The organism is Streptomyces sp. enrichment culture, assembly GCF_964272895.1.
In the GTDB taxonomy this organism is placed as follows: Bacteria; Actinomycetota; Actinomycetes; order Streptomycetales; family Streptomycetaceae; genus Streptomyces.
Genome location: NZ_OZ186832.1, coordinates 5,089,661 through 5,112,783 on the forward strand (window position 1 = coordinate 5,089,661; position 23,123 = coordinate 5,112,783).

At 72.7% G+C, this 23,123-nt stretch carries 22 protein-coding genes and 1 tRNA gene; 9 read left to right on the forward strand and 14 right to left on the reverse strand.

Going from position 1 to position 23,123, the window contains the following annotated elements; genetic code table 11:
• Window positions 1-18: 18 nt before the first annotated feature.
• The 10 genes from ACSU6M_RS23155 to ACSU6M_RS23200 all read right to left on the reverse strand — a co-directional run bounded on the left by ACSU6M_RS23155 (window position 19) and on the right by ACSU6M_RS23200 (window position 8,943).
• A complete protein-coding gene (locus ACSU6M_RS23155; RefSeq protein ID WP_437071968.1) occupies window positions 19-324 on the reverse strand; it encodes a hypothetical protein in 306 nt (101 codons plus the stop codon).
• A 10-nt stretch (window positions 325-334) separates the two neighbouring features.
• Window positions 335-985 carry a TetR/AcrR family transcriptional regulator gene (locus tag ACSU6M_RS23160; protein WP_437071970.1) on the reverse strand — a complete coding sequence of 217 codons (651 nt, stop codon included), beginning with the start codon at window positions 983-985 and terminating at the stop codon, window positions 335-337.
• A 111-nt stretch (window positions 986-1,096) separates the two neighbouring features.
• The gene (locus tag ACSU6M_RS23165; RefSeq protein WP_437071972.1) at window positions 1,097-2,035 is read right to left on the reverse strand and encodes an AurF N-oxygenase family protein; all 939 of its coding nucleotides are present in this window, start codon (window positions 2,033-2,035) and stop codon (window positions 1,097-1,099) included.
• Window positions 2,036-2,225: 190 nt separating this feature from the next.
• Window positions 2,226-2,753 carry a DUF3291 domain-containing protein gene (locus ACSU6M_RS23170; protein WP_437071974.1) on the reverse strand — a complete coding sequence of 176 codons (528 nt, stop codon included), beginning with the start codon at window positions 2,751-2,753 and terminating at the stop codon, window positions 2,226-2,228.
• Window positions 2,754-2,798: 45 nt separating this feature from the next.
• Window positions 2,799-4,256: a penicillin-binding transpeptidase domain-containing protein gene (locus ACSU6M_RS23175; protein WP_437071976.1), complete on the reverse strand. Its 1,458-nt coding sequence runs from the start codon at window positions 4,254-4,256 to the stop codon at window positions 2,799-2,801.
• The gene (locus ACSU6M_RS23180) at window positions 4,253-5,629 is read right to left on the reverse strand and encodes an FtsW/RodA/SpoVE family cell cycle protein (RefSeq protein WP_437071978.1); all 1,377 of its coding nucleotides are present in this window, start codon (window positions 5,627-5,629) and stop codon (window positions 4,253-4,255) included. Before ACSU6M_RS23180 ends, ACSU6M_RS23175 begins: the two co-directional genes overlap by 4 nt.
• A gap of 65 nt (window positions 5,630-5,694) precedes the next feature.
• Window positions 5,695-6,042 (reverse strand): SH3 domain-containing protein, encoded by a 348-nt coding sequence (locus tag ACSU6M_RS23185; RefSeq protein ID WP_437071980.1) that lies wholly within the window; start codon window positions 6,040-6,042, stop codon window positions 5,695-5,697.
• Between the two features lie 189 nt (window positions 6,043-6,231).
• Window positions 6,232-7,470 carry an ATP-binding protein gene (locus ACSU6M_RS23190; RefSeq protein WP_437071982.1) on the reverse strand — a complete coding sequence of 413 codons (1,239 nt, stop codon included), beginning with the start codon at window positions 7,468-7,470 and terminating at the stop codon, window positions 6,232-6,234.
• A complete protein-coding gene (locus ACSU6M_RS23195; protein WP_437071984.1) occupies window positions 7,467-8,345 on the reverse strand; it encodes a hypothetical protein in 879 nt (292 codons plus the stop codon). The genes ACSU6M_RS23190 and ACSU6M_RS23195 overlap by 4 nt, the downstream gene beginning before the upstream one ends.
• A gap of 91 nt (window positions 8,346-8,436) precedes the next feature.
• Complete coding sequence (locus ACSU6M_RS23200) at window positions 8,437-8,943, reverse strand: protein-tyrosine phosphatase family protein (protein ID WP_437071986.1); 507 nt, start codon at window positions 8,941-8,943, stop codon at window positions 8,437-8,439.
• Window positions 8,944-9,048: 105 nt separating this feature from the next.
• Here ACSU6M_RS23200 and ACSU6M_RS23205 point away from each other — a divergent pair, with 105 nt between their 5' ends.
• Complete coding sequence (locus tag ACSU6M_RS23205; protein WP_437071988.1) at window positions 9,049-9,855, forward strand: nuclease-related domain-containing protein; 807 nt, start codon at window positions 9,049-9,051, stop codon at window positions 9,853-9,855.
• A 77-nt stretch (window positions 9,856-9,932) separates the two neighbouring features.
• Here ACSU6M_RS23205 and ACSU6M_RS23210 read toward each other — a convergent pair whose 3' ends face one another.
• Both ACSU6M_RS23210 and ligD read right to left on the reverse strand, forming a co-directional pair.
• Window positions 9,933-11,282, reverse strand: coding sequence for a vanadium-dependent haloperoxidase (locus tag ACSU6M_RS23210; RefSeq protein ID WP_437071990.1), 1,350 nt, complete (start codon window positions 11,280-11,282; stop codon window positions 9,933-9,935).
• A 60-nt stretch (window positions 11,283-11,342) separates the two neighbouring features.
• Window positions 11,343-12,224: a non-homologous end-joining DNA ligase gene (gene ligD, locus ACSU6M_RS23215; RefSeq protein ID WP_437071992.1), complete on the reverse strand. Its 882-nt coding sequence runs from the start codon at window positions 12,222-12,224 to the stop codon at window positions 11,343-11,345.
• Window positions 12,225-12,317: 93 nt separating this feature from the next.
• Between ligD and ACSU6M_RS23220 the strand changes: the two genes are divergently transcribed.
• Window positions 12,318-13,364, forward strand: coding sequence for a Ku protein (locus tag ACSU6M_RS23220; RefSeq protein WP_437071994.1), 1,047 nt, complete (start codon window positions 12,318-12,320; stop codon window positions 13,362-13,364).
• A gap of 253 nt (window positions 13,365-13,617) precedes the next feature.
• Here ACSU6M_RS23220 and ACSU6M_RS23225 read toward each other — a convergent pair whose 3' ends face one another.
• Entirely contained in the window at window positions 13,618-14,904 is a 1,287-nt protein-coding gene (locus ACSU6M_RS23225) for an acyltransferase family protein (RefSeq protein WP_437071996.1), read from the reverse strand.
• Window positions 14,905-15,211: 307 nt separating this feature from the next.
• Here ACSU6M_RS23225 and ACSU6M_RS23230 point away from each other — a divergent pair, with 307 nt between their 5' ends.
• Window positions 15,212-15,592, forward strand: a complete 381-nt coding sequence (locus ACSU6M_RS23230; RefSeq protein ID WP_437071998.1) for a DUF6083 domain-containing protein — start codon at window positions 15,212-15,214, stop codon at window positions 15,590-15,592.
• A 79-nt stretch (window positions 15,593-15,671) separates the two neighbouring features.
• Here ACSU6M_RS23230 and ACSU6M_RS23235 read toward each other — a convergent pair.
• Window positions 15,672-15,743: transfer RNA gene (locus ACSU6M_RS23235), tRNA-Arg, on the reverse strand.
• Between the two features lie 95 nt (window positions 15,744-15,838).
• On the opposite strand from ACSU6M_RS23235, the gene ACSU6M_RS23240 reads away from it, so the two are divergent.
• The 6 genes from ACSU6M_RS23240 (at window position 15,839) to thrB (ending at window position 22,908) form a co-directional block, all read left to right on the forward strand.
• Window positions 15,839-16,366, forward strand: coding sequence for a response regulator (locus tag ACSU6M_RS23240; protein ID WP_437072000.1), 528 nt, complete (start codon window positions 15,839-15,841; stop codon window positions 16,364-16,366).
• A gap of 150 nt (window positions 16,367-16,516) precedes the next feature.
• The gene (gene nrtL / locus ACSU6M_RS23245) at window positions 16,517-17,587 is read left to right on the forward strand and encodes an ArgS-related anticodon-binding protein NrtL (RefSeq protein WP_437072002.1); all 1,071 of its coding nucleotides are present in this window, start codon (window positions 16,517-16,519) and stop codon (window positions 17,585-17,587) included.
• A gap of 17 nt (window positions 17,588-17,604) precedes the next feature.
• A complete protein-coding gene (lysA, locus tag ACSU6M_RS23250) occupies window positions 17,605-18,996 on the forward strand; it encodes a diaminopimelate decarboxylase (RefSeq protein WP_437072004.1) in 1,392 nt (463 codons plus the stop codon).
• Window positions 18,997-19,142: 146 nt separating this feature from the next.
• Window positions 19,143-20,435 (forward strand): homoserine dehydrogenase, encoded by a 1,293-nt coding sequence (locus ACSU6M_RS23255; RefSeq protein WP_437072006.1) that lies wholly within the window; start codon window positions 19,143-19,145, stop codon window positions 20,433-20,435.
• Window positions 20,436-20,441: 6 nt separating this feature from the next.
• Window positions 20,442-21,500: a threonine synthase gene (thrC, locus tag ACSU6M_RS23260; RefSeq protein ID WP_437072008.1), complete on the forward strand. Its 1,059-nt coding sequence runs from the start codon at window positions 20,442-20,444 to the stop codon at window positions 21,498-21,500.
• A 478-nt stretch (window positions 21,501-21,978) separates the two neighbouring features.
• Entirely contained in the window at window positions 21,979-22,908 is a 930-nt protein-coding gene (gene thrB, locus ACSU6M_RS23265; protein WP_437072010.1) for a homoserine kinase, read from the forward strand.
• The last annotated feature ends 215 nt before the right edge of the window (window positions 22,909-23,123 follow it).

Sequence of the window (23,123 nt, forward strand, 5' to 3'; positions counted from 1 at the left end):
CGAGGCGGCGTAACGCCGTCACCCGTGGGTGCCGTCCGGTTTGCCGCCCGGCGTGGCGTGTGGCTTCGACCAGGGCCAGCGCGGCCGGCCGCCGCCCTGGTCGCCCTGGGGGTCGTAGGCGTACTTCCAGCGGTTGCGCAGCCCCATGTGCCGGCCCTCGTGGCGCGGGACGCGGCGGTAGACCAGCACGGTCGGCTCGCCGCCCGCCGGGTCGGGCACGGGGATCCTGTACGTCTTGGGCGGGTGTCCGGTCATGCCGAGCAGCACCGGCAGCACCCGGCCGTCCATGGGTCCGCCCTCGAACGGGGTGTCTTCGCTCTTCACCGCACCAGTGTCAGCCATCCGCCCCGGCGAGGGCGGTCACGATCGCCTCGGTCTGCGGGTCGCGCCGGGCGGTCACCGTGAGCATCGCGAAGAACTGCTCCACCAGCCAGTCCCGCAGCTCCTCGGCGTCCGGCCGCTTGTCCTCGTCGAGCCAGATCAGGGAGGCCGCCTCCACGGCCGTGATCCAGGTCCGGACCGTCATCCGCAGCCGGGGGCCCGGCTCGGTGACCTGGAGGTGGCTGAGGATGTGCTCGGCGGCGGTGCGCCGTACGCCGTCCACGATCGCCGTGGTCCGGGAGGTCTCCACCACGCTGCCGCCCTGGAGCAGGGCGCTGAAGCCGGCGTCGTGCTCCGTGACGAAGGCCAGATAGCGGTCCAGGGCCCTGGACAGGCGGGGGAGCAGCGGGCCCTCGCGGGGCTCGTCGAAGCAGTGCATCAGGGCCTCGGCGGCGGAGCGCAGCGCGGCCTCGTACAGCTGCTGCTTGCCGCCGGGGAAGTACCGGTACACCAGCGGCCGTGACACCCCGGCCGCCTCCGCCACGTCGTCCAGCGACACGTCCTCGGGGGCGCGGTGCGCGAAGAGGGAGAGGGCGGCGCCGAGGAGCTGGGTACGTCGCTCCTCGACGCTGAGCCGGCGGTAGGCGGGGGCGGAGGGGGTCATGGGTGCAGCGTAATCGGCCGGTGAGCGGTCCCACCCGGGGCGCGGGACCGTGCCGCTGTGCGGCTGCGCCGCGCGGGCCCGGCCCAGCCACGCGCCACCGCGTCCGAAAGCTCAGGCCAGCAGGCCCGAGGACCTCCACAGCCGCCGCCCGACACCCCGCAGCACCCCGATGTCGTCGAGGAAGTCCGTCAGTCGCTTCGCCCCCGTCTGCATGACCTCCCTCCGGTGCCCGCTCGCCTTCACCTGCGCCATCGCCTCCCGCTTGTCCAGGCCCACGTTCGTGTAGACCTCGGGATTCACGAACGCCACCGAGAACACCCGGGCGAACTCGCCGGAGGTGACCCGCGTGAACTCCTGCGACCAGCGCGGAGCGGTCAGCATCTGGCGGCGCAGTTCCTCACGGGCGTAGCGGACGTGGCGGGCCTCCTCCACGACGTGGATGCGCGTGACGCCCCGCACCAGCGGCTGGATCCGCTCGTCCGGGAACGTCAGCCGCTGCATCCAGTCCAGGACCTCCTCGCCGAGCAGGGTCGCGGTGAAGGAACCCGGCGTGGTGGAGATGGTCTTGAACAGGCGCCCGAGGTTCTGGTGGACCCGGCTGACCGGGTACCAGGGGGTGTCGCCGCGGGCGATGAGCCGGGCGAACATCTTGGAGTGCCGGCACTCGTCCTCGATCTCGGTGAGCGCGTACCGCACATGCGCGCTCGTGGCGGCCTTGTCGTAGATGTGCCGGCACAGCAGCTGCATCAGGATGATCTCGAACCAGATGCCGAGCGAGGCCAGTGCCGCGGCCTCGTGCTGGGAGAGCAGGATCCGCTGCTCCTCGCTCATCCGCTTCCACATCGGGGTGTCGTAGAGCGACACCAGCTCCGGCGGCCAGAACCACTTGCCGTCCTCGAAGGGCGCGTCCCAGTCGAGCTCCTTGTCCGGGTCGAAGGAGTGCTTGGCGGAGGAGGCGAGCAGCCGCTCGGCCACCTGCTCCCGGTCCTTGAGCAGACCGAGCGCGTCGCGCAGCCCGTCCAGCGCGTCGGCTTCCGTCAGGGTCGTCATGGCTGATCCACCTCGTCGTACGGGGGCATGGCGGGTTACCCGCCGGTCACAGCTCTTATAAGACTGCGCGTCAGCAAGGGCGTCAATCCCCCGTGCAAGAACTTGTCGAGCCGAGGCGGGCGACCCCCCGCCCCTCGGTCACACGTTCGACGGGCGCCTCGGCCACACGGCCACCGGTTCCCGGCGCACCTCAGACCCCGCAGCCCAGCCCCTCCGGCACCTCCCCGAGTACCGGCTCAGAGGCGCCCGGCGGGAAGGAGGTGCGCAGGGTGAAGGCGTACGGCGTGGGCCCGTTGGCACGCAGATGCAGCAGCCGCGCCTCCGCCTCCGCGACCGTCGGGCGGTGGCCCGCCGGGACCCACCACAGGCAGACCATGGCCTCCCGCACCCGCTCGAACCAATCGCGGCGCCGGGAGAGCATCTCCCGATGACGGCCCTGGTACATGAAGGCCGTCAGGGCGTCGCCGTCCCGCCACACGGACATGTTGATGATCAGCCACCGGTCGCCGAAGACCGGGATGTCCGTCGCGTCGCCACCCTCGGACTGCAGGCGCCACACGAAGCCGTCCGCCGCGTCGGCGTCGGCGTTGACCGGGTCGAGGTTGTCGACGAAGTCCTTCAACTCGGGGGAATCCAGCGGGAATCGGAGGCGGGCGATGTTGACCTGGGCGAGTTCGTACGCGGCGGATTCAGTTTCGTACGCGGCGGATTCAGTCATGACCGAACGGTAGGTCGGCCCCCGTCGCCGCGGACAGCCCCCGTCTCAGGACGTGAGAACCGCCCGCATCACCGCCCGCGCGATCGGCGCCGCCATCCCGCCGCCGGTGATGTGCTCCCGGTCCGCCGAACCGTCCTCGACCACCACCGCGACCGCCACCCTCGGCTCCAGGTCCCGCGCGCCCTGCGCCCACGACACGAACCAGGCGTACGGGGTACCGGAGTTGCCGACCCCGTGCTGGGCCGTGCCGGTCTTGCCGCCCACCACCGCGCCGGGGATGGCCGCGTTGGTGCCGGTGCCCTTCTCCACCACGTCCCGCATCAGCTCCCGCAGCCGCAGCGCGGTCGCCGGATGCATCGCCTGCCGCACGGGACGCGGCCCCGCCGTCGCCACGGTCGTGCCCTCGGCCGTGGTGGTGCGCTCCACCAGATACGGCGCCCGCACCTGCCCCCCGTTGGCCACGGCCGCCGCCACCATCGCCATCTGCAGCGGGGTGGCCCGCGTGTTGTACTGGCCGATCGAGGACAGCGCCAGCTGCGCCCGGTCGACACCGGTGTCGAAGGTGCTCGGCGACACCGAGAAGGGGATGCGCACCTCGGGGTCGTTGAAGCCGAACGCCTGAGCCGTCGCCGCCATGTTCTCCAGCCCCACCCTCACGCCCAGCCTGGCGAACACCGTGTTGCAGGACCACATGAACGCCACCCGCAGCGGGGCGTCCTCGCAGCCGTCGGACTCGTTGGTCAGCGAGGTCGTGGTGCCGGGCAGGGTGTACGGGGCGGGGGAGTCGGTCGGTGCGTCGACGTCCGTCACCACGCCCGCGTCCAGCGCCGCCGCCGCGGTGACCACCTTGAACGTCGACCCCGGCGGATAGGTCTGCCGCACCGCCCGGTTCAGCATCGGCTTCTCCCGGTCGCCGTTCAGCCGCGCCCACGCGTCCCGCACCGAGGGGCCGTTGCCCGACAGCACCGCCGGGTCGTACGAGGGTGTCGACACCAGCGCCAGGATCCGCCCGGTCGACGGCTCGATCGCCGCCACCGCGCCCTTGCGCGCGCCGAGCCCCGCGTACGCCGCCCGCTGCGCGGCGTCGTTCAGCGTGGTGACGACGTCCCCGCCGGGGCTGCGGGCGCGCGTGAGGTCGTGCCACAGCGGGAACGGCGCCAGCATCGGGTCCGTGCCGGTGAGCACCGGGTCCTCGGCGTGCTCCAGCAGACTGGTGCCGTACTGCTGCGAGGCGAAGCCGGTCACGGGTGCGTACAACGGTCCGTTGTCGTACGTGCGTTCATGGCGCAGCTGCTCGCGGGTGTCCTGGGTGCCGGTGACCGGCCGCCCGCCGACCAGGATGTCGCCGCGCGGCTGGGCGTAACGGGCGATGACCGCGCGGCGGTTGGCGGGGCTGTCGTCGTAGCGCTGGGCCTGGACGACCTGGATGCGGGCGGCGTTGACCAGCAGGGCCACCAGCAGCAGGGCGCAGAAGACGGCCGCGTGCCGGATGTGCCGCGTCATGGTGCGCCCTGCCCGGCCGGTCCGGCGTACGGGCGCCGGGCCGAGTCGCTGATCCGGATCAGCAGTGCGGTGATGGCCCAGTTGGTGACGACCGAGGAGCCGCCCTGGGCCAGGAACGGCATCGCCATGCCGGTCAGCGGGATCAGCCCGGTCACCCCGCCCGCGATCACGAACACCTGGAGCGCCACGATCGAGGCGAGCCCGACCGCCAGCAGCCGCCCGAACGGGTCGCGCAGCGCGAGGCCGGCCCGGTAGCCGCGCTCCACCATCAGCCCGTACAGCAGGAAGATCGCCGACAGTCCGGCCAGGCCCAGCTCCTCCCCGGCCGTCGCCAGGATGAAGTCGGACTTGGCGGCGAAGCCGATCAGGATCGAGTGCCCGAGGCCCAGTCCGGTGCCCAGCACACCGCCGGCCGCGAAGGCGAACAGGGACTGCGAGAGCTGGTTGGGCCCCTGCCCGGCCTCGATCGTCGCGAACGGGTGCAGCCAGTCCTCCACCCTGCTGTGCACATGCGGCTCCAGCCAGCCCACGGCCACCGCGCCGAGCGCCGCCAGCAGCAGGCCGACCGCGATCCAGCCGGTGCGGCCGGTGGCGACGTAGAGCATCACCACGAACAGCCCGAAGAACAGCAGCGAGGTCCCCAGGTCGCGCTCCAGGACCAGCACGCCGACGCTGAGCAGCCAGATGGTGACGATCGGGCCGAGCACCCGCCCGGTCGGCAGCTGCACGCACCACACCCGGCGGCCCGCATACGCCAGCGCGCCGCGGTTGGCGGCGAGATACGCGGCGAAGAACACCGCGAGCAGCACCTTCGCGAACTCGCCCGGCTGGATGGAGAATCCGGCGATCCGGATCCAGATGCGGGCGCCGTTCACCGCCGGGAACAGGATCGGCAGCACCAGCAGCCCGAGGGCCGCGGCCACGCACACATACCCATACCGCTGGAGCACCCGGTGGTCGCGCAGGGCGGCGACGACCGCGATGAACAGGGCGACGCCCAGCGTGGACCACACCAACTGGGTCGGCGCGGCCCGGTCGCCGGGCGTCTGCAGGTCGAGGCGGTAGATCAGCACCAGCCCCAGCCCGTTGAGCAGCACCGCGATCGGCAGCAGCAGCGGATCGGCGTACGGGGCACGCAGCCGCACCACCAGATGCGCCAGCAGCGCGAGCACGCCCAGCCCGGCGCCGTAACCTGCGGCGCCGGGCGGGACGGTGCCGTTCCTGGCCAGGCCCACCGCGCAGTAGCCGTAGACCGAGAGCAGGACGGCGAGGACGATGAGGGCGAGTTCGACGCCCCGGCGCCGGGGGAGGCACACCGCCGGAGCGGGCGCGTCCGGGACCGTCGCGGTGATTCCGGTTCCGGCCTTCGTCATGTCCGGAACTTACCCAAATGGAGCTCCTTGCGAGCCTTGCGGCCCTGTGGTGCGCCCGATGGGGGTCAGCACCAGCGGGGGGCGGGCCCGATGTTCTTGATGTAGTACGCCGCCGCCCAGGCCCAGGTGCCGTCCGGGAGCAGGTACCAGCGGTTGTTGCCGTTGATGTTCTCGCCGACCGTCTTGCAGAAGATCTTCACCTTCTGCCCCCGGTGCAGCGACCCGATGACCTGGCTGCCCCGGTGCGGCGCGCTGCGCAGCAGCAGGGTGCTCGCGGTGACCACGCCCTTGTACAGGCGCGGGTTGTTCTTCGCGTGGTGCCCGTCGTCACCGGCCACGGCCGGCGTCACGGCGCCGCCGAGGGCGAGTGCGGCGGTCGTCAGGGATATGACCAGGCGGGAGCGCAGGGACATGCGTACCTCCGGGGAAAGGGGCGAAAGCTGACTAACCGCCACGCTAGGAGGGATGGGGGTCATATGCCCGCCGACGTGCTCCATACGGAGTCAAGGGGCGCGGGGCCAGGACGATGTACGGCTGCGCCGCGCGGGTGCGCACCACCGGCCGGCACCCCGCCCCCGGCGGACGGCCGATCCCCCGAGCTCTCAGCCGGCCCGCCCCGGCAACCGCAGCGTCGCGACGGCCCCGCCGTCCCGCGCGTTGGCGAACGACAACCGCGCCCCCAGCACGTCCGCCTGCCCCAACGCGATGGTCAGCCCCAGCCCGTGCCCCTTGGAACCCCCCTCGGTCCGGAACCGCTGCGGACCGTGCTCGACGAGGTACTCCGGATACCCGTCCCCGTGGTCCCGCACCGTCACCACCGGCCCGTCCACGGTCAGCACCACAGGACCCCGCCCGTGCCGGTGCGCGTTGGCCACCAGATTGCCCAGCACCCGCTCCAGCCGCCGCCGGTCCGTCTCCACCAGCACATCCCGCACGACCCGCACCTCCGTGTCGTTCCCGGCGGCGCGCACCACCCGCCCGGCCAGCGCACCCAGCTCCACGGTCGTCAGATCCAGCCGTTCCCGGCCCGTGTCCAGCCGCGAGATCTCCAGCAGGTCCTCCGTCAGCGTCCTGAGCGCCGCCACCCGGTCCCGCACCAGCTCCGTCGGCCGCCCCGGAGGCAGCAGTTCCGCCGCCGCGTGCAGCCCCGTCAGCGGGGTGCGCAGCTCGTGCGCCACGTCCGCGGTGAACCGCTGCTCCGCCAGCAGCTTGCTCTGCAGCGACCCCGCCATCGAGTCCAGCGCGGCGGCCACCGCGGCCACCTCGTCCTGCGGCCGCCGCGGATCGCGGGAGCGCCGGTCGTGCACCCGCGCGTCCAGATCACCGGCGCTGATCCGCCGGGCCACCCGCGCGGTGGCGTGCAGCCGCCGGGTCACCCGCTGCACCGCGAGCGCGCCGACCAGCAGCGTCGCCCCGATCGCCAGCGCCGAGGACCACAGGATCGCCCGGTCCAGGCCGTCGATGGTGCGGGCCTGCTGCGAGTAGTCGACCTGCACCGCCAGCACCCGCCCGCCGTCGGCCGGACCCGCCGCCCACATCGTCGGCCGGCCCCGGTGGTCGGCGACCATCGTGCCGCGCTCACCGCCCGCCGCCAGCGCCCGCAGCCGCGCGGGCAGGCCCTCGGGGTCCACCCCCGTGCCGGGCGTCGGCGTGTCCCCGGCCTCGAAGGCGTCCGTGGCCTGCGTCAGCCGGTCCAGCGCCAGCTCACGCGCCTGCTCCACCGTCTGGTGGGTCACCGACACATGCACCAGCACACCGAGCAGCGCGGCCAGCGCGCAGCACATCACCGTGATGAACACCGCCGTCTTCGCGGCGAGCGTGCCCGGCGGCGCGAACCTCATCGGGGGGCCGCCGAGCGGGAGGGCGACGGGGAGGCGGGGCCGGTCGTGCGGGCCGGGGGCGAGGACGCCGGGCTCGCGGTGTGCGAGGACGCCGGTACGGCCGTGTGCGAGGACGCCGGGCCCGCGGTGCGCGAGGGCGCCGGTACGGCCGTGTGCGAGGACGCCGGGCCGGCCGTGCGCGAGGGCGCCGGGATCGCCGTACGCCCGCCGGTGCGCAGCATCTCGTCCTGCGTCAGCAGCATCGCCCGCTGGTCCGGGTCCCACGTCCACTGCAACCGGTACTCGTACCCCGCGACCTCCGACGGCGAGCGGACGATCACCGACTGGCCGGCCAGCTCCACCCCGCTCAGCGCGTCCTCGTAGTGCATGACCCGCACCAGCCGCCCCCGCTCCACCGTGTACACCCGGACGGCGGTCAGCGTGCCGGGCAGCTGCCGGAAGCCCAGCGTCAGCTCGTCGCGCCCGTCACCGGTGAGGTCCCGGTAGTACGGCCGCAGCACCGGGCAGCGCCCCTTGCCGGCGCCGGCCGTGCAGTCGGCCATGCGCTCGGCCGTCTCGTGGTACTTGGCGCGGGCACCGGCGTACTCCTCGGGGGCGCCCTCGATCTCGGCCCGCACGATCGCCACCGGGTCGGCGTCATGGACGCTGTCCGTCACCCGTACGCCCTTGATCACCTCCGTCTCCGCCTCGTCGAAGTCGAAGGCGGGCGAGGAGGCGGGCGGCAGTTCGGGCCACAGCCGGGTCGGCCCCACCGCGGTCGGTGTCGCACCCGCGCCGCGCAGCGCGCCCGCGTCGCCACAGCCGGTGACCGCCGCGAGCACGGCGACGCCCGCGGCGGTGAGAAGAGCCCGCGAAGGGCGGCGAAGGGGCGGCACGGAACTCCTGTGATGCGGGACGGCGACGGGCCCCGTACACCTTATTAACGTGAAAGGTCCCCGGTCGCACGCGGTACGCCGGCCCCGCCCCCTACTCGGCGAGCTCCTCCAGCAGCCGGGCGGTCGGCAGCCCCGCCCGCAGATACTCCTCGAACAGCTCGTTGTGCAGCGCCCACGACGAGCGGCGGGCACGGATCAGCCGGATCGCCTCCTCGGCGGACCGCCCCCGGCGCACCAGCGCGTGCGCGACGACCAGACCGGAGCGGTTGTAGCCGTGGTAGCAGCGCACCAGCACCCGGCGGCCCGCGTCCAGCGCGTCGCACGCCGCCTCCGCCAGCCGGATCACGCCCGCGAGCTGCGTGCCGTCCAAAGGCCCGTCCGGAATGGGCCACACCTGGTGCTCCACGCCCGCGTCGGGGCCGTACCCCGGCAGCCGCAGCAGCGTCTGCACGAGATCGAACTCGTCGCGCACCACCACGGTCTCCAGCTGCCCCGACCGGCCCCGGAACTCGTGCCCGCCCATGAACAGACCGGGCACGACCTCGTCCCACGGGTGCTGCGGAGCGGGTACGTCGGGTTGCTTCCTGCGGGTACGCAACGGCGCCTCCCCAACCGCGGGACCTGCCCAACTGCTGTCAAAGGTAGCGGGGTTCTTGCCCGCGGAGCACCCCGCCTGTTCCCATGGTCATGGGGGTGATGGCGCATGAGCGGACTGCGCGTCGTACCGACCTGGCGACACGGCCGCGAACGGCTGTACGTCTGTCTGCGGGACGGTCGCAACATCGCCTGGTACGACAGGGAGAGCGGCCGGGTGAACCTGCTCACCGAGGACCGCAGAGCCGACGTCCTGCACGCCCTCGACCCCTTCATCACCGGCCCCGTCACGGTCGGCCCGCCCCCGCCGCCGACCCCCGCGGAGCTGGCCCGGCTCACCCTGCACCCGGACGACGACCTGGCACCCAACCGGCCCGGCGAGGCCCTGCTCGTCGCCCTGGACCGCGACCCCGCCCCCGCCCGCCTGCTGCGCACCGACCCCCGGCGGCGGGCGCTGCTCGCCGAGCAGACGGTCGGGGAGGCCCTGGACCGGCTGGACGGGGCCGGCTGGCACGCCCTGCACTCCGTCCCGCTGCCCGGCGGCGACCGCATCCACCACCTGGCGATCGGGCCGGGCGGCCTGTTCGCCGTCCACACCGTCTACGCGCGCAAGCTGCGGGTGCAGATCGCCGACCCCATGGTGACCCTGGGCCGCGGCGAGGCGAGCCCCCTGCTGCGCCGGGTGCGCGCCACCGCCGACCGCGCCTCCCACGCCCTGACCGCCGAGGTCCGCCCCGTCCTGGCGCTGGCCGGCCCGGCCGGACGCGTCACCCTCGCCGCCCCACCGCGCGGGGTGCGCGTCCTTGAGGACACGGACCTCCCCGGCCTCGCCCGCCTCGGCGGCGTCCTCAAACCGGCCGACATCGAGGCCCTGCACGCGATGGCCCGCGACCGGCACACCTGGCTGCGGCTCTAGGCGACCGACCGACTGGAACCGCGGCGCTGGCCGGCGGAGTGGGAGCGCGGCCGGCCGGCGGGCCGGGGGGCGCGGCTCTAGCCGACGGGCCGGAAGTGGTGATCCATCGTCCACCGGGCGATCTGCCGGCCCATGCGGTTGCCCACCTCGTCGCTGGTGCGGAAGTGGATCCCGCCCAGCACCCGCGCGTCGATCACGTCCCGGTCGAAGTCGGCCGACCGGGTGTACGTGCGGGTGGTGCCGGTGACCTTCGAGGAGATCCGCAGATCGATGTCCCCGCCCGTCAGCCGGTCCAGTACGCCGACGACGGCGCCGTCGATGGCGTTGTGGCCGCTGACGTAGTCCGCGTAGGGCGGGGTGCGCAGCAGCGGGGTCCAGGAGGGGTCGGCCTCAGTCGCCGGGTTGCCGTCGGTGTCCGCGAGCCGGATCGCCGTGACCGGACGCCACTGGCCGTAGCCGAACTTGGCGTTCCACGCGGTGATCGTCGCGTCCGCCATCGCCGTGTTGGCCGCGGCGAACAGCCGGGACGCCTCGACGATGTCCAGCCCGTGCCGTCGCACATAGCCGCGGTGGGCGTCCTGGAACTGCCGGGTCAGCACATCGGCGAAGAACCGTGCCGTCTCCGTCTGCCGCGGGGTGCGCGCCGAGCCGTCCTTCGCCCCCAGCGCCCGCACCTCGGCGACGTCCCTGGCGTACCGGCGGGAGGTCAGGGCGGGCGGCGGGCCCGGCAGGAACTGGTCGGGCGACTCGACCACCAGCGGGCGCAGCCGGGCCAGCCACGGCACATGGAACGGCTTGTGCTCCGGCGGCGTGGGCCGCCACACGCCGGGCGCGGGCGGCCGGTCGTAGGCCATCGCGGTCGTACGGCCGTCGCCCCTGCGCAGTCCCACGACGTGCGCGGCGGCCCGCTCCCCGAAGGCGACGCCCAGCAGTTCGGCGGGTCCGTCGGGGATCCGCGCCAGCGAGTCGGCGTAGGCGCGGTCGACCCGTGCGCGGGACCGCGGGAAGTACGTCCACAGCACCCGGTGCGCGGCGGCCGCGGCGGCGGCCTCGCTGGACGCGCCCCGCGGGGCCCGGCCGTGCCACTTGTACGGGGTGTAGCGGCCCTCGACGCCGACGACCGCGTTGTACACCGCGGCCGAGACCAGGCCGTGCCACACCGTCTGCTCGGAGGTGTAGCGCTCCGCGTCCTCGTGCACCACGGCGTGTGTGATGCGGTTCCAGTCGAGGACGACGTCGGGGGCGGTGGGCCGGGAGGCGGCGGGGACGGCGGCCGTCGCGGTCCACGGGGTCGCGCCGAGGGCGAGGGCGGTGACGGTGACGAGCAGGGCGCGGGGGAGCGGGCGGGCGTGACGGGACCGGGGGTGCGGCCGAAGGGCACGGGGGCGTCGGGCGGGGCGGCGTCGGGGTGGGGCGGCGCTTGTCATGCTGCTCCTTCGCGGTGGGGCCGGCCCCGCCGCGAGTCCCCGGCCGGGTGAGGGCTCGCCCTACGGCAGGGCGCCCGCGCGGTCGGGGTCGAGCAGCGGCGCCAGCAGGTCGCCGTAGTCCTGCAACCGGGGTGCGAGGTCGGGTGCGCCGAACGCGAGCTGATCCGGCGCCCCGCACTCCTCGACCTCGGTCCAGGTCACCGGCGCGGAGACGAGCGGCTCGGACCGGGCCCGCAGGGTGTAGGGCGTGGCCGTGGTCTTGCGCGCGGCGTTCTGGCTCCAGTCGACGAACACCTTGCCCGGCCGCAGGCTGCGCGTCATCCGGTGCAGGACCAACCGGGGCATCGCCCGCTCCGCCTCCACCGCCAGCGACTTGGCATAGTCGGACACCTGTTCGGAGGATGCTCCGCGCACCGCCGCCAGCAGATGCAGCCCCTTGGAGCCGGAGGTCTTCGCGTACGCCTCGATGCCGTCCGCCGCGAGCCGTTCCCGCAGCCACAGGGCGACCTCGCAGCACTCCACGATCGTGGCGGGCGCCCCCGGATCGAGGTCGAAGACCACCCGGTCGGCCTCGTCGGGATCGTCGACGCGCCACTGATGGGTGTGGAACTCGGTGACGAGATTGGCCGCCCACATCAGCGACGGCAGATCCTGGATCACCACCATCCGGGCCGGCCCCTCCGACCGGGGCACCTCGGCGACGGTGACCCAGTCGGGCGTACCGGGCGGCACGTTCTTGGTGAAGAACACCTGACCGTCGGGGCCGTCCGGATAGCGCAGGAAGGACACCGCACGGTCCCTCAGATGGGGCAGCAGGACGTCGGCGGTCGTCGCGTAGTAGTGCAGCACCTCGCCCTTGGTGAACCCGGTCGCCGGATAGAGCACCTTGTCCAGATTGCTGAGCGCGAGCCGCCGTCCCTCCACCTCTGTGATCGGCGTCATACGATGAGAATCACACGAAACCGTCGGATACCGCCCGAAAACGGCGAAACGACAGCAACCGTCTGCCCGACTGTCCCGGAAGGTGTGCCGCACGTGCGATCCATATGGAACGGCGCCATCTCGTTCGGCCTGGTCAGCATCCCCATCAAGCTGGTGAACGCCACCGAGAGCCACTCGATCTCCTTCCGCCAGATCCACACCGAGGACGGCGGCCGCATCCGCTACCGCAAGTTCTGCGAGCTGGAGGACCGCGAGGTCACCCAGGCGGAGATCGGCAAGGGCTACGAGGACGCGGACGGCACGATCATCCCGATCACCGAGGAGGATCTGGCCCACCTGCCGATCCCGACGGCCCGGACCATCGAGATCGTGGCCTTCGTGCCGGCCGACCGGATCGACCCGCTCCAGATGGACGCGGCGTACTACCTGGCGGCGGGCGGCGCCCCGGCCGCGAAGCCGTACACGCTGCTCCGGGAGGCCCTGAAACGCAGCCACAAGGTGGCCATCGCCAAGTACGCCCTGCGCGGCCGCGAACGCCTCGGCATGCTCCGCGTCGTGGGCGACGCCATCGCCATGCACGGCCTGCTCTGGCCCGACGAGGTCCGCGCCCCCGAGGGCGTCGCTCCCGACACCTCGGTCACCGTCCGCGACAAGGAACTGGACCTGGCCGACGCCCTGATGGACACCCTCGGCGAGGTCGACCTCGACGATCTGCACGACGAGTACCGCGAGGCCGTCGAGGAGGTCATCGCCGCGAAGGCCGCCGGCGAGGCACCCCCCGAGGCCCCCGAGCCCGCCGCCGGCGGCAAGGTCCTCGACCTCATGGCCGCCCTGGAGAAGAGCGTCCGCGCCGCCAAGGAGTCCCGCGGCGAGGAGCCCGCCGAGGTCCACCCCCTGCCCCGGAGCAGAACCTCCCGCGCCCAGCCGAAGGAGCCGGCCGGCAAGAAGTCGACGGCGAAGAAGACGGCGGCCAAGAAGACCACCGCCTCGGCGAAGAAGTCGACGAAGTCCGCCCAGACGGGCAAGGGCACCCAGAGCAAGAAGACGGCCGCGGCCAAGAGCAGCGCGTCGGCGAAGAGCACCACGGCGGCGAAGAAGACCCCGGCGAAGAAGACGGCGGCCCGCAAGCGCACGGCGTGACGTGCCGACGGCGGTCACCCGCTTGCGCGGTACGGCGCAACCACGGGCGCCGGACCGGCGGGGGCCGCCGTCACCCGCGGTACGGGGCTGCTGCGCACGTCGATCCGACGGCGGTACGGGACCCCGCGCACGTCGATCCGACGGCGGTACGGGACCCCGCGCACGCCGATCCGACGGCGGTACGGGACCCCGCGCACGCCGATCCGACGGCGGTACGGGACTCCGCTGACGTCGGCCCGAAGGCGGGCCGCCCTCACCCGCGGTAGGGCACTCCGCTCACGTCGACCCCTGCCGCTGCCGCCGCCCCTGCCCCTGCCGTTGCCGTGCCGCCCCCCGGCGCGATCGGCTGGAGCTCCGGGTGCTGCCCGCCACCGCCGTACGAGCCCTCGGCGGATGGTTTCCGCTGCTCACCGGCGTCGGCGGCGGCGGCGAAACGTTCCGGCTGTCCGTCGCCATCGGCGCGGACCTGCGCGAAGGCCGCCTGGAGGGAGCGCTTGAGCCGACGGGAGACGGGCCGCTCCACCCACCGGTGCACGAGGTGCGCCACCACGAGCATGGCGAGGACGGTGCCGCAGAGCAGCACCCACCGGTCGACGGAGCCCTGGAAGCGGTGGAAGACCTCCCACCCGATGGACTCGTGCAGCAGATACAGCGGGTAGGTCAGTGCCCCGGCCGCCGGCAGCCACCGCCACTGGACCCGCCGGAACCACCCGAGCGAGACCCCGGCCATCACCACGAAGAACACGGTGATGAGCACGGCGACCCCCCAGCCGGGGATGTTGTCCCCGACCCGGTCCAGGGTCCTGCGCCAGGTGTCCATGGCCACGTACTGCCCCATGACGAAGCTGAGACCGACGACGCCCCACAGCAGCAGGTTCGGCCCGAAGCGGTACATCAGATAGAAGGCGAGCCCGGCGATGAAGAACCAGCAGTGCGGCACGACCAGCAGATGGTCCAGAGGCCGGAAGTCGTACCCGGTGGCCAGCAGCGCCAGGGTCGCCCAGAGCAGACAGAACCCGAGCACCCGCCGATAGGTGACCCCCCGCCACACCACCAGGGCGAACAGCAGATAGAACCGCAGCTCGGCCCAGAGCGTCCAGTACACCCCGTCGGCATGCTCGACCCCCATGGGCCACTGCAACATCGTCAGGTTGACCAGCACGTCCCGCCAGGCCAGCGGCTCGACACCGCCGGCCACCAGGGCCACCACGGCGGTCGTGGCGAGCACCCCCAGCCAGTAGGCGGGGTAGAGCCGGATCACCCGCGAGACGAAGAAGTCGGCGACGGAGCGCCCCCAGCAGCTCATGCAGATCACAAAGCCACTGATCATGAAGAACAGCTCGACCCCGAGCCACCCGTACGCGGACGGCCGGAAGACGACGGGGAACAGCTGGGCCTGAGACCCCTCCCACCCTTCCCCGAACGCCACATAGTGGTACGCCACCACCATCAGCGCGGCGACGAGCCGCAGCCCGTCGAGCACCACGATCCGCTCGCCACCCGCCACCCGCGCACGGGCAGCCCTCTTACCTATTCGCACACACACTCCAGGACACGACACACGCCGGCCCTCGGAGCACGGCCGCATCATCCTAGATGCGCCGACGCCCACCCCCCCCGTGCCGGTGCCGCTGCCTGACGGCAGGGCCTGTCGGCACTCCTCGTGCCTCGGCCGTTCCATCGACAACGGGCCGCGGCTTCGTCGCGTCTCGGCCGCGTGTGGTCGGCCGCTGGTTGCCGGATGCACCTGCCGCGTCACCCCTCGCCCCGATGGCGGACGGCTGCCCCAGGTGTTCCGTCCGGTTTGCGCTCTACGCCTGGGCACCCGGGCTGGCGACCCTCACCGTATGGGGGATTCGGAGGAGTGGCCGCGACGCCTGGGCAGTGGGAAGTCCCGCTGCCCGCACTGCGGACTGCTGCAGGACCGGGTGGCGACACTCGACCAGGACTGGGTGCTGCTGGAGCCCGACATGCATCCGCTCGCCCACACAGTGCCGGCGGAGCATCGATGGATCGAGCTGTCCGACGGACGAGTGACGGTCTACGGCGTCTGCCCCCCGGACCAGTTCCAGCGCTGCCGCATCGACCACCGCCTCGGTTGCCCGGCACAGCCTCTGCCCGACCTGTGGCCGTGGCTGACCACCCTCCGAGCGGAAAACGCCCGCCAGGCGAAACGGCAGACTGACCCCAAGCCACCGCCCCCTGCGAAGTGGCCGGACGCCGGCTGACGACCCCTGCGGAAATACGCGAAGACCCCGTCCTCAGCGAACTAGCTGACGGCGGGGTCTTTGGACACCTCATACAGGGTGCCCCCGGCAGGATTCGAACCTGCGCACACGGCTCCGGAGGCCGTTGCTCTATCCCCTGAGCTACGGGGGCGTGTCGGTTGTGGAGCGTGTTGCTCGCGGCGACGGGTAGAACACTACCAGCTCTTTCGGGGTGGTCAGCAACGGGGTTGATGTCCCTCGGAGGGGGTGGAAGTCGGGAAAAGCCGGACGCGGTGGCCGGTGCGGACCTACTCTCAAGTTGTGCCAGGCGCGTCGGGCCGGGTGCTTGTTGTGGACGACAACAAGGTCATCCGGCAGCTGATCAGGGTCAATCTCGAGCTGGAGGGCCTCGAGGTCGTGACCGCGGCCGATGGTGTCGAGTGTCTGGATGTCGTCCATCAGGTGCGGCCGGACGTCGTGACCATCGATGTCGTCATGCCCCGGCTCGACGGGCTCAGGACCGTCGCCATGCTGCGCGCCGATCCGCGGACGCGTGATCTGCCGGTCGCCGTCGTCAGCGCCTGTACGCAGTACGAGGTCGAGAGCGGGCTCGACGTCGGGGTCGACGCCTTCCTCGCCAAGCCCTTCGAACCCGCCGAGCTCGTCCGGCTCGTACGGCAGCTCATCGAGCGGCGTGAGAGCGGGACTCCGGGGGAGGACGGGGAACGGGACGGTGAGGGGGACGGGCACGCTGCGACCTGCGGGGGTCCCCGCGGCGCCGGCGGCGATGTCTAGGCGCTGGTAGATCTCTTGTGATCTGCGGTCCAGGTCCGCAGGCTCCCCGTCGCGCCCGCCCCACCCGCCACCCCCCGCCTCCGTCCACATCCCGGACCATCGCCCAAACCGGCTCGCATACCCACCCCCCTCCTCCCATACGCTTGTCCCGTGACCCCCGTCGAGCTCTCCCGTACCGTCCTGCACGCGGTCCGCCGTGCCGTGGACGAGGGTGAGCTGAGCGTGGCCGTGCCGGAGCGGGTCGTGGTCGCGCCGCCGGGGCCGGGAGGGTGCGGGGACTACGCCACGAACGTCGCGTTGCAGCTCGCGCGTGCCGCCGGACGGCCCCCGCGGCAGGTCGCCGAGGTACTGCTGCCCCGTCTCGCGGCGGCCGAAGGGGTCACCGACGTCGCCATCACCGGGCCCGGTTTCCTCAACATCAGCCTGGACCGGGACGCCTCCGCCGAGTTCGTACGGAAGATCCTGCGCGAGGGGGACCGGTACGGGCACTCCGACGCGCTCGCCGGGCAGGTCGTCGCGCTGCGGGTGCCGTACGAGGTGCGGGCCGAGGTCGTCGCCGACGCGGTCGCGCGGATCGTCGCCTCGCAGGGCGGCCGCGTCGAGATCGCGCACGGGGAGCCGGCCGATCTCCGGCCCGTGCCCGCGCCGGAGGACCCCGCGCCGCTCGGCCCCGACGCCGCCCGCTGGGCCCTGCTCCACCCCGCCCCGCACGACCGGCCCCGCATCACCGCCGACCACCTCGTGCAGCGCGAGAGCAACCCCCTCTTCCGCGTCCGCTACGCCCACGCCCGCACCCGCGCCCTCACCCGCAACGCCGCCGACCTCGGCTTCGGCGCGGAGCCCGGCCCGACCGGCGGTCACCACAGCCCGGCCGAGACCCACCTCACCGCCCGCCCCGCCGCGCCCGCCGCCACCGGCGCCCCCGGCAACTCCGCCACCCCCACCCCCCTCAGCGAGAGCGCCCCCGCCCTGGTCGCCCTCCTCGCCGACCACCCCCGCATCCTCGCCGCGTCCGCCGCTCACCGCGCACCGGACCGGCTCGCCCGGCATCTCGTCACCGTCGCCGATGCCACGCTCGCCCTGCTGCCCGGAGTGCTGCCCCGCGGTGAGGAGAAACCCTCGGCCGCCCACCGCGCCCGGCTCGCCCTCGCCGAAGCCGCCGGGACGGTGCTGGCCGGTGGCCTGTCCCTGCTCGGCATCGACGCACCCGAACACCTCTGAGAGAGCCACGACACGTCATGAGCCGTTCCGCACACCCCGCCGGGCCCCGTCACGCCGACGTCCTCCCCGAGGGCCACTACGCCGGCCCGCCCGCCGACCTCAACGCCCTCGACCCCAAGGTGTGGGCCCAGACGGTCGGACGTGACGCCGACGGTGTCCTCACCGTCGGCGGTATCGACGTCAAGCAGCTCGCCGAGCAGTTCGGCACCCCCGCCTACATCCTCGACGAGACCGACTTCCGGGCCCGTGCCCGTGCCTGGCGCACCGCGTTCGGGCCCGACGCCGACGTCTTCTACGCGGGCAAGGCGTTCCTGTCGCGGGCCGTGGTGCGCTGGCTGCACGAGGAGGGGCTGAACCTCGACGTGTGCTCCGGCGGGGAGCTCGCCACCGCGCTGTCCGCCGGCATGCCGGCCGACCGGATCGCCTTCCACGGCAACAACAAGTCCACCGCGGAGATCCGCCGGGCCATCGAGGCAGGCGTCGGGCGGATCGTGCTCGACTCCTTCCAGGAGATGGTGCGGGTCGCCCACATCGCCCAGGAGCTCGGCAAGCGGCAGCGGGTGCAGATCCGTATCACCGTCGGTGTCGAGGCCCATACCCATGAGTTCATCGCCACCGCCCATGAAGATCAGAAGTTCGGCATTCCGCTCGCCGGCGGGCAGGCCGCCGAGGCCGTACGGCGGGCCCTGAAGCTCGACGGGCTGGAACTGATCGGCATCCACTCGCACATCGGGTCGCAGATCTTCGACATGTCCGGCTTCGAGGTCGCCGCCCACCGGGTGGTCGGGCTGCTGAAGGACATCCGGGACGAGCACGGCGTCGAGCTGCCCGAGATCGACCTCGGCGGTGGCCTCGGCATCGCCTACACCAGCGACGACGACCCCCGCGAGCCCCACGAGATCGCCAAGGCGCTCACCGAGATCGTCACCCGTGAGTGCGAGGCCGCCAAGCTGCGCACGCCCCGCATCTCCGTCGAGCCCGGCCGTGCCATCGTCGGCCCGACCGCCTTCACCCTCTACGAGGTCGGCACCGTCAAGCCGCTCGACGGGCTGCGGACGTATGTCTCGGTGGACGGCGGCATGTCGGACAATATTCGTACCGCGCTCTACGACGCCGAATACAGCGTCGCCCTCGTCTCCCGCACCTCCGACGCCGAGCCGATGCTCACCCGTGTCGTCGGCAAGCACTGCGAGAGCGGTGACATCGTGGTGCGGGACGCGTTCCTGCCCGCCGATGTCGCGCCCGGCGACCTGATCGCCGTACCGGCGACGGGTGCGTACTGCCGGTCCATGGCCAGCAACTACAACCACCTGCTCAAGCCGCCCGTGGTCGCCGTCAAGGACGGCGAGGCGCGGGTGATCGTCCGGCGGGAGACGGAGGAGGATCTGCTCCGTCTCGACGTCGGGTGATCGAACAAACCCCCAGGTGGAAGATCTCCTGTCTGCCACCCCCGTAGAAATGAAATAGATGTCTCACGATCCGGACCAGGGGCAGAAACTCCGGTCCGGTGAGTGAGACTGGACCAACCGAAGACGGTTTGAGGAAACGAGGTCGGATGATGCGTACGCGTCCGCTGAAGGTGGCGCTGCTGGGCTGTGGAGTGGTCGGCTCAGAGGTGGCGCGCATCATGACGACGCACGCCGACGACCTCGCCGCCCGCATCGGCGCGCCCGTGGAGCTCGCGGGCGTGGCCGTACGCCGTCCCGACAAGGTCCGTGAGGGCATCGCCCGGGAGCTGATCACCACCGACGCCACCGCGCTCGTGAAACGCGGGGACATCGACGTGGTCGTCGAGGTCATCGGCGGTATCGAGCCCGCCCGCACCCTCATCACCGCCGCCTTCGAGCACGGCGCCTCCGTCGTGTCCGCGAACAAGGCGCTGCTCGCCCAGGACGGCGCCGCCCTGCACGCGGCCGCCGAGGAGCACGGCAAGGACCTCTACTACGAGGCCGCCGTCGCCGGCGCCATCCCGCTGATCCGGCCCCTGCGCGAATCCCTCGCCGGCGACAAGGTCAACCGGGTGCTCGGCATCGTCAACGGCACCACGAACTTCATCCTCGACAAGATGGACTCCACCGGTGCCGGGTACCAGGAGGCCCTCGACGAGGCCACCGCCCTGGGCTACGCCGAGGCCGACCCGACCGCCGACGTCGAGGGCTTCGACGCCGCCGCCAAGGCCGCCATCCTCGCGGGGATCGCCTTCCACACCCGGGTGCGCCTCGACGACGTCTACCGCGAGGGCATGACCGAGGTCACGGCGGCCGACTTCGCCTCGGCGAAGGAGATGGGCTGCACCATCAAGCTGCTCGCGATCTGCGAGCGGGCCGAGGACGGCCAGTCGGTCACCGCGCGCGTGCACCCCGCGATGATCCCGCTGACCCACCCGCTGGCCTCGGTGCGCGGCGCCTACAACGCCGTGTTCGTCGAGTCCGACGCCTCCGGCCAGCTCATGTTCTACGGCCCCGGCGCGGGCGGCTCGCCCACCGCCTCCGCCGTGCTCGGCGACCTGGTCGCCGTGTGCCGCAACCGGCTCAGCGGGGCGACGGGGCCCGGCGAGTCGGCGTACGCCGCCCTGCCCGTCTCGCCCATGGGCGAGGTCGTCACGCGCTACCACATCAGCCTGGACGTCGCCGACAAACCGGGCGTGCTCGCCCAGGTCGCGACCGTGTTCGCCGAGCACGGCGTGTCCATCGATACGGTGCGCCAGCAGGGCAAGGACGGCGAGGCATCCCTCGTCGTCGTCACCCACCGCGCGTCCGACGCCGCCCTCAACGGGACCGTCGAGGCGCTGCGCAAGCTCGACACCGTGCGTGGTGTCGCCAGCATCATGCGGGTTGAAGGAGAGTAACCAGCAATGACCCACCAGTGGCGCGGAATCATCGAGGAGTACCGGGACAGGCTCCCGGTGTCCGACACCACGCCGGTCGTGACGCTCCGCGAGGGCGGCACGCCGCTCGTGCCCGCGCAGGTGCTCTCCGAGCGCACGGGCTGCGAGGTCCACCTGAAGGTGGAGGGCGCGAACCCCACCGGGTCCTTCAAGGACCGCGGTATGACCATGGCCATCTCCAAGGCGAAGGAGGAGGGCGCGAAGGCGGTCATCTGCGCGTCCACCGGCAACACCTCCGCCTCCGCCGCCGCGTACGCGGTGCGCGCGGGCATGGTCTCCGCCGTGCTCGTGCCGCAGGGCAAGATCGCGCTCGGCAAGATGGGCCAGGCCCTCGTGCACGGCGCGAAGATCCTCCAGGTCGACGGCAACTTCGACGACTGCCTGACGCTGGCTCGCGGGCTGAGCGAGAACTACCCCGTGGCGCTGGTCAATTCGGTCAACCCGGTGCGTATCGAGGGCCAGAAGACGGCCGCGTTCGAGATCGTGGACATGCTCGGCGACGCGCCCGACATCCACGTCCTGCCGGTCGGCAACGCGGGCAACATCACCGCCTACTGGAAGGGATACCGGGAGTACGCCGCCGACGGCATCGCCTCCCGTACCCCGCGGATGTGGGGCTTCCAGGCGTCCGGCAGTGCCCCGCTCGTGCGCGGCGAGGTCGTCAAGGACCCGTCCACCATCGCCACCGCCATCCGGATCGGCAACCCCGCCTCCTGGCAGTACGCCCTGGCCGCGCGGGACGAATCGGGCGGTTTCATCGATGAGGTGACGGACCGTGAGATTCTGCGCGCCTACCGCCTGTTGGCCGCGCAGGAGGGCGTCTTCGTCGAGCCCGCCTCCGCCGCGTCGGTGGCCGGTCTGCTGAAGGCGGCCGAGCAGGGCAAGGTCGACCCGGGCCAGCGCATCGTCTGCACCGTCACCGGCAACGGCCTGAAGGACCCCGACTGGGCCGTCGCCGGCGCCCCGCAGCCGGTCACCGTGCCGGTGGACGCGGCCGCCGCGGCCGAGCGCCTCGGCCTGGCCTGACGGCCGAAGGCCCGAAGCGCCGACCGAGGACCTGAAGCGCCGACCCGGTGGCCCGAAGCGCCGACCGAGGGCCTGAGGTGCCGGCCGGTGGCCTGAAGCGCCGGCCCGGTGGCTCGACGCGACAGCCGGTGGCCCGAAGCGCCGGCCGAGGGTCTGAGGTGCCGGCCAAGGGCCTGAGGCGGCAGCCGACGGCCAGGTCCCGCAGCCGAAGGACCGAACTGACCCCGCGGTCAGCAAGGGGTATCCCCGCGACGGGGGGCACAGGGGGCTCGCGACACGCATCGTGCGCCTCCTGTGCGCCCTATGTCGCCACAGAACCTTCCTTCGATAGGCTGTATCGAACCCGCCTGCCGCATATGCCTGTGCGATGCGTGCGGCGCGCCGCGCCCTCTGCGTGGCCCCGAGGGGTTCTCCGTACGTCATCGAATGTCTGTCGAGTGTCCTGACAGTCACGCAGCTCAAGGAGAGTCATCGAGAGATGGCCGGTCCAGCGTTCCGCGCCGCCCCCGTCAGGGTGCGTGTCCCCGCCACCAGCGCCAACCTCGGCCCGGGCTTCGACGCCCTCGGCCTCGCGCTGGGGCTCTACGACGACGTCGTCGTGCGGGTGGCCGACTCCGGGCTGCACATCGACATCGCGGGTGAGGGCAGCGAGACGCTCCCGCGCGACGAGAAGCACCTCCTCGTCCGCTCCCTGCGCACCGCCTTCGACGCGCTCGGCGGACAGCCGCGCGGCCTGGAGATCGTGTGCGCCAACCGCATCCCGCACGGCCGCGGCCTCGGCTCCTCCTCCGCCGCGATCGTCGCCGGCATCGTCGCGGCCCGGGCCGTGACCATAGGCGGCGAGTCCAAGCTGGACGACGCCGCCCTGCTGGAGCTGGCCACCGAGATCGAGGGCCACCCCGACAACGTGGCCCCCTGTCTGCTCGGCGGCTTCACCATCGCCTGGATGGAGGCCGGCGCCGCCCGCGCGATCCGGCTGGAGCCCGCGGATTCCATCGTTCCGGTGGTTTTCGTCCCCGGGAAGCCGGTGCTGACCGAGACCGCTCGCGGCCTGCTGCCGCGCACCGTGCCGCATGTCGACGCGGCCGTCAACGCGGGCCGTGCCGCCCTGCTCGTCGAGGCCCTCACCCGGCGCCCCGAGCTGCTGCTGCCCGCCACCGAGGACCGCCTCCACCAGGAGTACCGCGCCCCGGCCATGCCGGAGAGCGCCGCACTGGTGGAGCGGCTGCGCGCGGACGGCGTACCCGCCGTCATCTCCGGCGCCGGACCGACCGTGATGGCGCTCGCCGACGCCGACACGGCCGACAAGGTCGAGGCCCTGGCCGGTCCGGAATGGGCCGCCAACCGGCTCGGCCTCGACGGACAGGGCGCGAGCGTGCTTCCGCTGGCCCCGGCCGGCGGGGAGTAGGGCACGCGATTGCCGGATTTCGAGAGGGGGAATGTTTGTTGGATCCGGTAGTGTTAATCTCAAGTCTGCACCCGACCTCACCATGGCGAGGTGCCTCGTGTCCCCGTCCGGGACAGACATTCTTCCGGGAGCCCCCCAAGCCGCACTGTGTTCCGTACGTCATACGCGGGCAGTAAGCCGTATGCGGACACCGAGCGGTCCGACGGTGGGGGTAC